A 12,070-nucleotide genomic window follows, 5' to 3' on the forward strand; every position below is an offset into this window, starting at 1 on the left:
GTGTTTGTTTCTCAACAAGCGACCCGGAGACACGGGCCACACTAACTAGATAAACTTAGGCAGCTTTTCCTTACTCCCTTTTACGGAAAGAATGTAAACCTGATCGCCTTCGATCCAGACTTTGAAGGCCTGGCCATCTACTTCAAAAGTCGAGGGCTCTTCGGTAATTTGACTGGTGCAAGCGGTTCTGGGTCCGGTGATGAGATGGACAACCTGATCATCCTTGAAGCAGATCATGCCCATTTTAATGCCGTTGTAGTCGAGGGTGAAGCAACCGAGTGATGGCTTCGTACGGATGGCCGAAGGGAGTTGTGCCGGGCTGGAGGTACCCTTGCTGGCGAGGTAGGCCTGCAGGGTCTCCGGTTGTTCAGAGCGCATATCAAAACTGCGCGACTCCTGCTTCATCGTATCGAGTTCGTTGGCCAAGAATTGAATCATGGCGGGAACGCCCGCCTGGCGGGCCTGACCGTCCGAAGACGCGATTTGGCTTGGCGCGTTGTTGCGCGGAATGGCCACGATCACGAAAAGCAGGGCGAAGACAGCCGCGACTCCGATCCATAGGTTGCGCCACCAAGCCTGCGAGGCGGCCGGAAAATCCATTTTATCATGGCTTGATCCGGTTCCACGTTGTGCGTGGCCCGGACTTGTCGCTTCCGCCTTCGCCGAGGCTGCGGCGGACAAGTCACTCGGAATACTTTGCAGCGCGTGTGCCCGCATGCCAGCCAGAATGTTGGCCTTCAGGTCAGCCGGTGGTTCAATCGCCCCGTAGGACTCCGCGATGCGTGCATCTATGGCCTGTTGCGCCTCAAACCAGGCCTTGAGCTCAGCATCCGTCTCAAGCAGGCCCAGTGCTTCCGCAATCAGCGGGTCTCCCTGATCCTCGGCACGATCGGGGCGGCAGAGTTCGAGTATGGCTTTGGCTTCGTCGCGTTCCATCGCTTAAAAAGTGTCAGCTGTTTCGGCTTCTTTGCGTTTGAAAATATCGCGGAGCTGGGCTTTACCGCGGGAAAGCCGCGACATGATCGTACCGATCGGCACGTCCAGAATCTCGGCGATCTCTTTGTAAGAGAGGTCTTTTAGATAAAATAGGGCAAGAGGTTGGCGGTAGACTTCATCCACCTCTTCCAGAGCTTCGACAGCGAGATTGGCGTCCAGCGAACGGCGGATATGCGGTTCAACAGTGCCGCCGGCGACTTCCAGCATCTCCGGTTCATAGTTGTCCATGCGCTCGTCTTTGCGCTTTCGTCGAAGGAATTCCCGGTAGAGCGTGGTGAAAAGCCAGGATTTCACCTTGGACTTGTCGCGCAGCGAAGCGCCTTTCTCCGCGAAGATGAAGAAAGCCTGCTGGGCGAGATCGCCCGCCTCATGCTCGTTTTTGGCCAGACTATAGCCAAAACGATAGAGGGGCTGGTAGTAAGCACTCACTATTTCGTCAAAATCCAAGTTGTCTGAATCTTCCATGTGAGTCGCTGGCGGGTAAAAATATTCCGGGGAATTTAAAATGAAGGAATCAGAGGATGAGCATCGCATCCCCGTAACTGTAAAATCGATACTGTTTGGCAATGGCCTCGGCGTAAAGTTCCTTTAGCCAGTCAATGCCCTCCTCGCTGCCGGGAGTGAGAAAGGCGGAAACGAGGCAGAGCAGGGTCGACTTCGGCAGGTGGAAGTTGGTGATCATGTGATCGATGCCGGAAAATTCGCTGGGCGGGTAAATGTAGATGTCGGCTTCGGCCTGAACATCGCCGCCCGGTGTCAGGCAACCGGGTTCTCGGGGAATTCGACGGAGCGCGTCTTCAATCGACCGGACGGAGGTCGTGCCGACGGCGATCCGTGGCCCGGCGTCGGGTGATTGCAATTCGGCCAGCGCCGATGCTGGAATTTCATACCACTCGTGGTGGATGTTGTGGTCCTCGACGTGCTCGGTCTGAACAGGGTGAAAGGTGCCGATGCCAACCTGCAGGGTGAGGTCGTAAAAGGATGCGCCGGAGGATTCGAGCTGGGCGATTAGTTCCGGCGTAAAGTGGAGTCCTGCCGTGGGGGCGGCGACGGCGAGTTGCTTGGCGTAGTCGGCATAGACGGTCTGGTAGCGTTCATTGTCCGAGTCTCGGCGCGGGTCATCCTTGCTGCGCTCGATGTAGGGCGGCAGCGGCATGATGCCGAGGCGTTCCGAGAGCGCGGTGACGGACTCGTCCCGCACCGGCTGAAAGCGCACTTTGTAATTACCGTTGGCACCGACTTCGAGAACCTCGGCCGTGTATTCGCCATCGAGCCCGAACTGTCCGGCCTGCAGGGTTTTCTTACCCGGCTTGAGCAGGCACCACCAGGAGAGGGCGTCTTCGGCGGGTTGCAGGAGCAGGCATTCGACTTTGCCGCCGGTCGGACGTTGTCCGTAGAGGCGGGCTTTGAGCACGGCGGCGTTGTTACGAAAGAAGCGGCTCTTGGCGGGCAAAAAGTCGCCGATTGCCGCGAAGGTGCTGTGCGTCACCTCGCGGGTTGCGCGGTCAATCACCATCAATCGGGAGGCATCGCGCTGCGCGGCCGGTTCCTGCGCGATCAGCTCTTTCGGCAAATTGTAGTCGAATCGATCAATCTTCACGCCAATTTGTATTTACGCCGATTGAGCTTGGGTAAACATTTTAATCTTTATTCTTCACTGGGCTTTGTTCCTATCGTGGTATGAATTTACTAACACCAGAAATACGTTCTCAGATTGAGGAAATCACCCGCCGGTCGGGACATATCTGGAGGTATCTTTGACGGGGATAAGAAACTGAAACGGATTGAAGCGCTGGAAGCGCAGATGGCGGAGCCTTCTTTCTGGGATGATCAGGCTTCGGCGCAAAAAGTGATCGGGGAGGCGAATCGTCTCAAGTCGACGGTGAACCCGGCAAGGGATTTCCGCGCGGAGCTGGATGACCTCACCGCGATGCTCGAACTGGTGGACGAACTCGGGGAAGATCCCGAGGCGGCCGGCTATCAGCAGGAGGTCGTGGACGCGGTGGAGAAGCTTTCGCCCAAACTGGACAAACTCGAACTGGCTTCTTTCCTCAGCGGCCCGCACGACGGGTGCAATGCTTACATCACGATTAACTCCGGGGCCGGTGGGACCGAAAGCTGTGACTGGGCCGACATGTTGCTGCGAATGTATACCCGCTGGGCGGAACAGTCCGGCTACAAGGTGGAGGTGCTCGACATGACCCCCGGCGAGGAAGCCGGTATCAGTTCAGCGACGATTTTCGTGGAGGGGGCCAACGCCTTCGGCTACGCCAAGGCCGAGCGCGGGGTGCACCGGCTCGTTCGTATCAGCCCGTTTGACTCCAACGCCCGTCGTCATACTTCCTTCTGTTCTGTGGATGTAGTGGCTGAAGTAGACGACGACGTGGATATCGAAATCGAGGATTCCGATATTCGCACCGACGTGTACCGCGCCAGCGGCAAAGGGGGCCAGCACGTGAACCGGACCGAGTCGGCTGTGCGCCTCACTCACATTCCGACCGGGATTGTGGTGACCTGCCAGAACGACCGTTCGCAGATCAAGAATAAGGCGACTGCCATGAAGACGCTTAAGTCGCGCCTTTATGAGAAGCAACAGGATGAGAAGCGCAGCGAGATGGAACGATTCTACGGCGAAAAAGGCGATATCGCCTGGGGCAACCAGATCCGCTCCTATGTCTTCCAGCCCTACCAAATGGTCAAAGACCTGCGCACCGGCGTCGATACCGGTAATGTGCAAGCCGTGATGGATGGCGAGCTCGACCCGTTTATTCACGCCTGGCTGCGTGCGGGTGGGCCGACGTCACGCCAGTCGGCGGACGAAAGAAATTCCGGTGATGAGTGATGCGCCAAAATCAACCGAAGGATTGAGTTACGCCCAGGCCCAACAGGCCTTCTCGGACCAGAGCTTGTTCGAGAACAAGACCTGGCGCTACTCGCCGCAGGCTTTTCCGCTTACTGCCAAACAGGTCAGCGAGATTCGCAAGATCGGTCAGGCCTGCTACGACTTCCACCGTTCTCTTGAAACGCTCTATCTGCGCTCGGTCGAAGGGAAAAACCTGCTGCGCAACCGCGACCTTGTGGCGCCCTGGGTGGCCGAATATCTCGACCGCGGCAAGCCCGAGGCCCTGATCGAGCACGCGCGCAATAAAGCGATTCGGGGGACTACGCCTTTGGTCATCCGTCCCGACTTGTTGATCACGGACGAGGGGTTTGCTCTGACGGAAATCGACTCGGTGCCGGGCGGGATCGGTCTGACCGCCTTTCTCAACCGGCTCTACGCCGACGTTCATGGCGAGGCCCTCGTCGGAGCAGGCGAGCAGGATATGGTCGAAGCTTTTTACGAGGCACTTTGCTCGAAAGCACCGAGTTTAACCTCCCCTTATATTGCGATTCTGGTGAGCGACGAGGCCGCCACCTATCGCCCCGAGATGGAGTGGCTCGCTTCTCAACTCAGGCAGCGCGGTCGCCGGGTGCACGTCTTCCATCCCGACGAAGTCATGCCGCTCGGGGAGGAAATTTGTGTCGGGATCGATGGTGACCCGCAAAAAATCGATGTGGTCTACCGCTTCTGGGAACTTTTCGACCTGGCCAATGTTTCCATCTCGGAATTTCTGCTCAAGGCCCGGCTCGAGGCTCAGCTGAGCCTAACGCCGCCCATGCGGCACTTCCAGGAGGAGAAGTTGGCACTGGCGCTGTTTCACCACCACATTCTTGAAGATTACTGGAAGGAAGCACTTCCCAAGCCGTCCTACAAGATCCTGAAAAAGGTTATTCCTAAAACCTGGGTCATGGATCCCGTCGAATTACCGCCTAACGCGGTGTTGGATGCCCCGTTTATCGGTGGCAAACCGATCTATGACTGGTATCAGTTGATTGAGGCGGGCAAGAAAGAGCGTAATCTGATTATTAAAATCAGCGGCTTTCACGAGAGTGCCTGGGGCGCTCGTAGCGTAACACTGGGCAGCGACAGTTCCCGCACCGAGTGGGAGGAAGCCATCCAGCAGGCGGTGGCCATGTCCGAGACTTCGCTGCATATTTTGCAAACCTACGAGAAGCCCACCCGTTTGAGTCATCCGGTCTATCGCGACGACGGCAGCACCTATGCCATGCAGGGGCGCATGCGGCTCTGCCCCTATTATTTTGTCGATGAAAAGGAGCAGCAGGCCCATTTGCACGGCGTGCTCGCGACCTTTTGCCCCTCCGACAAGAAGATCATCCACGGGATGAAAGACGCGGCGCTGATGCCCTGTTACCAAGCCGATTAAATTCCGCTTGGAACGCGGAGTGGGAGAAATTTTGCCGGAAAATTCAACGGATCGGCAGAATCGGCCTTTTCTCTGCTTTTACTCTCCACAGAAGGAGTGTATGTTTGACTGCTCGAAACGGGGCAGGAGACATTAACCACCCGATAAATCCGAATTTTCCATCACCAACGAGATAATTTCCATGAGCACAACTGCGAAAAAAAAGACCGCTTCGAAGAAGCAAACCACGGCTGTGAAAACAGCTTCGAAATCATCAGCTCGTTTCAATGTCGGCACGGACAAAGAGGCTATGAAGACCTCCATTCTCAACCACGTGCAATACACGCTGGCGCGCCATCCTGAAAGCGCGGAACCGGACGAGTGGTGGTTGGCGACCTGTTACGCGGTGCGCGACCGTATTCTCGATCGTTTTATGGAGACGCAGAGGGTTCACCACCAGCAAAAGGTGAGGCGGGCCTACTACCTCAGCCTTGAATATCTGATGGGCCGCCTGCTGGTGAACAACGTGCACAATTCCGGACTGTTCGAACCGACGCGCGAGGCCTTGAAGGAACTGGGACAGGATTTTGACAGCATCGCCGCCGAAGAAATGGACATGGGGCTTGGTAACGGAGGCCTGGGCCGTCTGGCGGCGTGCTTCCTCGATTCCCTGGCGACACTGGATCTGCCTGCCATTGGGTACGGCATCCACTATGAATTCGGCCTTTTCCGTCAGGAGTTCAGCAACGGCTTCCAGGTTGAGCATCCCGATGCCTGGCAGGAGAAGGGTTGCCCCTGGGAAATCATGCGCCCCAATTTCGTTCAGGAGGTCAAACTTTACGGACGCGTCGAGCACCGCATGGACGACAAGGGAAAATTCCATCCCGAGTGGGTCGACTACAGCACCCTGGAGGGGATGCCCTTCGACGTGGCTATTGTTGGGCACGGTGCGGAGACGGTGAATTTCCTCCGGCTCTGGGAATCCCGCGCCTCGCAGGAATTCGACTTCAACGTCTTCAACCAAGGCGGTTACGTTGAAGCGGTTCGCGAAAAGGCGATGGGGGAGACGATCTCCAAAGTGCTGTATCCCAACGATAATACGGAAAGCGGCAAAGAGCTGCGCCTGGCCCAGCAGTACTTCTTTGTCAGCTGCTCCCTCCAGGACATCATCCGGCGCTTTTTCGACGGGCATGACAACTGGGATGAGTTTCCCGAGTTCAACACGATTCAGCTGAACGACACCCACCCGGCAGTCGCGGTGCCCGAACTCATGCGGCTGCTCATCGACGACCACCGGATGGATTGGGAGAAGGCCTGGGGAATTGTTCGAAAGACTTTCAATTACACCAACCACACCCTCCTCCCGGAAGCCTTGGAGAAGTGGAGCGTGCCGCTCTTTGAACGCATGCTGCCCCGTCACCTCGAGATTATTTACGAGATCAACGCCCGCTATTTGGAACAGGAGGTCGAAGCCATGTGGCCGGGAGATGACCGGAAGAAGGCTGAGCTCTCGCTCATCGAGGAGGGCGAGCCGAAGATGATTCGCATGGCCTATCTCTCGGTCGTCGCCTCCGCGAAGGTCAACGGTGTTGCCGCCCTTCATACCGAGCTCTTGAAGAAGCACCTCTTCTCCAATTTTCACGCGCTTTACCCGCAGAAAATTATCAACATGACCAACGGGATTACCCCGCGCCGCTGGTTGTTGGCCTGCAATCCGGGACTGAGCGAACTCATCACCGAGAAGGTGGGCGATGGCTGGCCGAAGCAGCTGAGCCAGCTCGACGCGATTTCCAAATTCGCGGACGATGCGAAATTCCAAAAACGCTTCATGGAGATTAAGCGCGCCAACAAGGTCGCCTTTGCGGAATTCGTCAAAGAGTCCTGCGATGTCGAAATCAGCCCGGATGCGCTCTTTGATGTGCAGATCAAACGACTGCACGAATACAAGCGTCAGCATTTGAACCTACTGCACATCCTTACGCTCTACCGGCGACTGCTCAATGATGCGGATCTGGATATCGCGCCGCGCGTCTTCATCTTCGGGGCAAAAGCCGCACCGGGCTATGCCCTGGCCAAGAATATCATCCGTGCGATCAACAAGGTGGCGGAGAAAGTGAACAACGACCCGCGGGTGAACGGTAAGATCAAAGTCGTCTTTCCGGAGAATTATCGCGTGACGATGGCCGAACGTATGATCCCCGCCGCCGACCTCTCCGAGCAGATCTCCACCGCCGGCAAGGAAGCCTCCGGCACCGGTAACATGAAGCTTGCCCTCAACGGCGCACTGACCATCGGCACGCTCGACGGAGCCAACGTGGAAATTCAGGAGGAAGTCGGTGAGGAGAATATCTTCATCTTCGGTAAGACGGTCGAAGAAGTGGAAGAAGCCCGGGAGCAGGGTTACAACCCCTACGACTACTACAACAGCAATTGGGAACTGAAGTCCGTCATCGACTGGCTGCAGTCGGACTACTTCACGCCGGGCGAACACGATGCCTTTGCCCCCCTCACGGAAAGCCTGCTTGGAGGCGGGGACCCTTATCTCGTTCTCGCCGATTACGCCGATTACATCCGGGCCCAAGAAGAAGTGGATAAAGCCTTCAAGGACCAAAAACGCTGGGCCCGAATGGCGATCATGAACACCGCCCGCGTCGGCAAGTTCTCCACGGACCGGACCATCAGCGAGTACGCCGAACACATCTGGAAGCTGAAGCCGGTGAAGATCGGCTAGCGCTTTCCCTGGGGCTGCGCTTTCACCCGAGGCAAGGCTACTTGGGCAGCTTAGGGCGCTCTCGTGGTAGGGGTTCCGCTCGCGGACGCCCCGGCTTCGTGGAGAAGCCGCTTTGATTTTCGCGACTTGGTATGAGTGTCGCCTCAACGATGCTACTGGCATCTGCCATTCGGCCTGAGCTCATGGTCGTAGGCAAGCAGAGCCTCTACAAAAAGGGCCGATCCAGATTGGACCGGCCCTTTGTGTTGAGAGAATAATTACAATTTAGATTAGTTCCTTGGCGACCTTCGCGACATTGTCGGCGGTCATGCCGAGTTTTTCCATCACGGTGCCGCCGGGGGCGGACAGGCCGAAGCGGTCAATGCAGACCGTCTTGCCCTGCAGGCCGACGTATTTGCCCCAGGTGCTGGAGACACCCGCCTCGACGGCGACGCGTGCGGTGCAGCTGCTGGGCAGGACGCTCTCGATGTAGTCGGCGGACTGGCGCTCGAAGCGTTCGAAGCAGGGGAGCGACACGACGCGGACGCCGTCACCGAGTTTTTCGGCGGCGCCCATGGCGTGCTGCAGCTCCGATCCGGTTGCCATGAGAATGCACTTCAGATCGCTGCTTTCCTTCTTCGCGATGTAGCCGCCCTTAAGTACGCCTTCGCGACGCTGCTTGGCCGGAATGCTGTCCTGTGCGGGGACACCTTGACGCGTGAAGATAAGAGCCGTGGGCCCGTCCTTGCGCTCCATGGCGGCGACCCAGGCGCCGGCGACCTCTTCGGCGTCACCCGGGCGGATGACATCGAGACCCGGCATCACGCGAAGGCTGCTGACGGTTTCCACCGGCTGGTGGGTGGGGCCGTCTTCACCGACACCGACCGAGTCGTGTGTGAAGATGAAGGTGACCGGGATCTTGGAGATCGCAGCCAGGCGGATCGAACCCCGCATGTAGTCAGCGAAGGCGAGGAAGGTCGCACCGCTGGCGCGAAAGATGCCGTCGTAGGCGATGCCGTTGCAGATCGCTCCCATGCCGTGTTCGCGAATGCCGAACCAGATATTGCGTCCGGTCGGGTTGTCTTTGGAGAAGTCGCCTTCGTCTTTCAGGTAATTCTTGGTGGAACCGAAGAGGTCGGCCGAGCCAGTGACCAGTTGCGGCACTTCCTTGGCGATGGTATTGATGACGGTGCCGCCCAGGGCGCGCGTGGCACCTTCGGCGTCGTCTTTCTCAAATTCCGGAATTTTGTCGCTCAGATCGGCAGGGATGTCGCCGTTCACGCCGGTCTCAAGCTCGGCGGCCAGTTCGGGATTGGCCTTCTTCCATGCCTCGTAAGTTTCCTGCCATTCGGCGTAGTTTTTCTTGGCGACTTCCTTTTGTTCGGCGAAGTAGGCTTTGACCTCGTCGGAGATGTAGAAGTGCTCGTCGGCGGGCAGGCCGTAACCCTTGCGTGCGCCTTCGGCAAATTTTGCACCGCCTTCGCCGTGGCCCTTTGCCGTGCCCTCGACTTCCGGGATGCCCTTGCCGATGACGGTTTTGGCGATGATGACCTTGGGTTTGCCGTTGTCGTCGTCTTTTGCCTTTTGCAGGGCGTCGTTGAAAGCATTCAGGTCATGGCCGTCGATCGGGTAGGTGTCGAAGCCCTCGGCCTCGTAGAAGGCCTTGGCGTTGTCGCTCATGGTCTGGATGGCCATGGCATCGAGTGTGACGTCGTTGGCATCGTAAATCAGGATGAGATTGTCGAGGCCCACGTGTCCGGCGAAGGAGATGGCTTCGCGGGCGACCCCTTCCTGGAAGCAGCCGTCGCCGTGAAGGCCGATGACGTGGTGATCGAAGATCTTGTGCTCGCTGGTGTTGAACTTGGCGGCGGCGCGTTTGCCGGAGAGGGCGTAGCCCACTGCGTTGCCTACGCCCTGTCCGAGTGGGCCGGTGGTGGCTTCGACACCGGCGGTGTCGCCGTATTCCGGGTGGCCGGGAGTCTCGGAGCCGAGCTGGCGGAAATTCTTCACCTCCTCCAGCGAGAGGTCATAGCCAGCAAGGTGGAGCCAGCTGTAAAGAAACATGGAGCCGTGGCCAGCGGAAAGGATGAAGCGGTCGCGGTTCAGCCACTTCGGCTCGTCCGGATTGTAGCGCAGGCCGCCGTTGCCCCAAAGGACGGCACCCATTTCAGCGCAACCGAGCGGCAGTCCGAGGTGTCCGGAGCTACAGGCGTGCACGGCATCGAGCGCAAGTCCGCGGGATTCGGTGGCAGCTTTGAGTAGAATATCAGCGTTCATAATGAATTATGGTTCCTCCGGGATGGAGTGTGGTTTTCAGATTTTTCGAGCCCCCGAAGATGAAGGGATGACTCCGAATGAAAAGGAAAAACCTTCTTTTTAGTCATGAAATCCTTGCATGAGAGGCATTCAAAACTCGACTTGGGCGGGTAGAACTTATTACTGCTTCGCTATGTCTGACAAAGAATTGGAAGAGGGTTCCGCCCTGAATTTGGATTTTACCAAGCTGCGCAAGGTCGCGAGCTGCGAATCGGATGTGCTCCCTGCGATCGCCCAGGACGCCGGGACCGGGGAAGTGCTCATCGTCGGCTACGCCAATCAACTCGCGCTGGATACGGCGCGCGAGACCGGCATGGCAACCTTTTGGAGCACCAGCCGCAATGAGCTCTGGATCAAGGGCAAGACCAGCGGCGATTACCTGAAGATCGAAGAGATCCGCGTGAACTGCGAGCAGAACTCCATCCTCTACAAAGTCACGCCGGCGGGGAAAGGTGCCTGCCACACCAAGAATAAGGACGGGGTGGCACGCAGCGGATGCTACTACCGCCGCCTCAAGGACGACGGCTCGCTCGAGTTCGTTGATCCGGCGCAGGTTTAGGCATCGCGTCCCGGCTACGGATGACTCCAGGCTTTGCCACTGCGGCTCGGCACTTTCGCAAAAGTTCGACAAATCACTTTTTGCTACCTAAATCAAAGGCATGAACTTACAACGAGCGGCCTTTGCGATGATTATCGTGATCCTGAGCTTTTATGTGCTCTACATCGGCCAGAATTTGCTGCTACCGCTCGTCATCGCTGGCGCCATCGCTTATTTGATCAGTATCCTGGCGCACGGGATCTCGATGATAAAAGTGCGTGGGATCGGGGTGCCCAAAGCGCTCTCCATGCTGATCGCCGTCGGGGTGATTCTGCTGGGGATCGGATTTATCATCAATCTGATCACCGTCAACATTGCCAGCGTGATTCGTGAGGCTCCGGCCTATCAGGACAACCTGGAGTCGCTGATCTACAAGGGCTACACCGCGGTCGGGGTGGAGGAAGTCCCCAACTTGCAGGAGGTGATCGACCAGATCGACCTGGGGGCCTATTTGCAGAATTTCGGTCGCACGGTCCGGTCACTGGTCAGCAGCACGGGGATCATTATCGTCTACCTGATCTTTCTTCTTTTGGAGCAACGAACCTTCGCCGACAAAATCAAGGCGATCATTCAGAATCGTTCGAAGCAGAAGGATGCCTTCGAACTGATCGACAAGATGCGTCACGATATCCGCCTGTATGTGGCGATCAAGGTCCTGACCAGTGCGACGACGGGGCTACTCAGTTTCGGGGTCTTGCATTTCGTTGGCGTGGACTTCGCCAGCTTCTGGGCGGTCCTCATCTTCCTGCTCAACTTCATCCCGACGATCGGGTCGATCATCGCGACGGCGTTCCCATCCATGTTGACCCTGATCCAGTTCGATACGCTGGGCCCTTTCATCATCACGATTTCAATCCTCAGTGCGATTCAGTTCTGCATCGGCAGTCTGGTCGAACCCAAGCTCATGGGAAACCGGCTCAACCTCAGCCCGATCGTCATTTTGCTTTCCCTGGGGCTTTGGGGCTCCATCTGGGGCATCCCGGGCATGTTTCTCTGTGTGCCGATCACGGTGATCATGATGATCGTGTGTTCTTACTTCCCGAACACGCGTCCGGTGGCGGTACTCCTCTCCGGGAATGGTAAAGTCGCCCACGGGATTCCCCAGGATGTGGCTCAGCGGTGAATCGAATTGATCGTAGAGGCTCCGCTTGCGGATGCCAGTGTGGCGTCTGAGCTTTTCAGTATTGTTGAGTGCTTCAATAAGGA

General features: G+C 57.4%; 9 protein-coding genes. 5 read left to right on the forward strand and 4 right to left on the reverse strand.

The window, feature by feature from the left end; all coding sequences use genetic code 11:
- Positions 1-45: 45 nt before the first annotated feature.
- The 3 genes from DDZ13_RS01700 to queA are packed head-to-tail and all read right to left on the reverse strand — an operon-like array spanning position 46 to position 2,596.
- On the reverse strand, positions 46-936 hold the full coding sequence (locus DDZ13_RS01700) for an MFS transporter (RefSeq protein ID WP_110129691.1): 891 nt from the start codon (positions 934-936) through the stop codon (positions 46-48).
- A 3-nt stretch (positions 937-939) separates the two neighbouring features.
- Positions 940-1,461 carry an RNA polymerase sigma factor gene (locus tag DDZ13_RS01705; RefSeq protein ID WP_110129692.1) on the reverse strand — a complete coding sequence of 174 codons (522 nt, stop codon included), beginning with the start codon at positions 1,459-1,461 and terminating at the stop codon, positions 940-942.
- A gap of 49 nt (positions 1,462-1,510) precedes the next feature.
- Positions 1,511-2,596: a tRNA preQ1(34) S-adenosylmethionine ribosyltransferase-isomerase QueA gene (queA, locus tag DDZ13_RS01710; protein WP_199221025.1), complete on the reverse strand. Its 1,086-nt coding sequence runs from the start codon at positions 2,594-2,596 to the stop codon at positions 1,511-1,513.
- A gap of 80 nt (positions 2,597-2,676) precedes the next feature.
- On the opposite strand from queA, the gene prfB reads away from it, so the two are divergent.
- From prfB to DDZ13_RS01725, 3 genes are all read left to right on the forward strand, one after another.
- Positions 2,677-3,838, forward strand: a protein-coding gene (gene prfB, locus DDZ13_RS01715) for a peptide chain release factor 2 (protein WP_110129694.1) whose coding sequence is annotated in 2 segments (ribosomal slippage) — positions 2,677-2,754 and positions 2,756-3,838 — 1,161 coding nt in all. Because the reading frame shifts where the segments join, the coding sequence is not laid out codon by codon here.
- Positions 3,831-5,261 carry a hypothetical protein gene (locus DDZ13_RS01720; protein ID WP_110129695.1) on the forward strand — a complete coding sequence of 477 codons (1,431 nt, stop codon included), beginning with the start codon at positions 3,831-3,833 and terminating at the stop codon, positions 5,259-5,261. The genes prfB and DDZ13_RS01720 overlap by 8 nt, the downstream gene beginning before the upstream one ends.
- Positions 5,262-5,442: 181 nt before the next feature.
- Positions 5,443-7,971 (forward strand): glycogen/starch/alpha-glucan phosphorylase, encoded by a 2,529-nt coding sequence (locus DDZ13_RS01725; protein WP_110129696.1) that lies wholly within the window; start codon positions 5,443-5,445, stop codon positions 7,969-7,971.
- A 264-nt stretch (positions 7,972-8,235) separates the two neighbouring features.
- On the opposite strand, the gene tkt is transcribed toward DDZ13_RS01725, so the two are convergent.
- Positions 8,236-10,227, reverse strand: a complete 1,992-nt coding sequence (gene tkt, locus DDZ13_RS01730; RefSeq protein ID WP_110129697.1) for a transketolase — start codon at positions 10,225-10,227, stop codon at positions 8,236-8,238.
- A 172-nt stretch (positions 10,228-10,399) separates the two neighbouring features.
- Here tkt and DDZ13_RS01735 point away from each other — a divergent pair, with 172 nt between their 5' ends.
- Both DDZ13_RS01735 and DDZ13_RS01740 read left to right on the forward strand, forming a co-directional pair.
- A complete protein-coding gene (locus tag DDZ13_RS01735; protein WP_110129698.1) occupies positions 10,400-10,825 on the forward strand; it encodes a phosphoribosyl-AMP cyclohydrolase in 426 nt (141 codons plus the stop codon).
- Between the two features lie 100 nt (positions 10,826-10,925).
- The gene (locus DDZ13_RS01740; RefSeq protein WP_110129699.1) at positions 10,926-11,987 is read left to right on the forward strand and encodes an AI-2E family transporter; all 1,062 of its coding nucleotides are present in this window, start codon (positions 10,926-10,928) and stop codon (positions 11,985-11,987) included.
- Positions 11,988-12,070 lie beyond the last annotated feature (83 nt).

The sequence above is a fragment of the Coraliomargarita sinensis genome (assembly GCF_003185655.1).
In the GTDB taxonomy this organism is placed as follows: Bacteria; Verrucomicrobiota; Verrucomicrobiia; order Opitutales; family Coraliomargaritaceae; genus Coraliomargarita_B; species Coraliomargarita_B sinensis.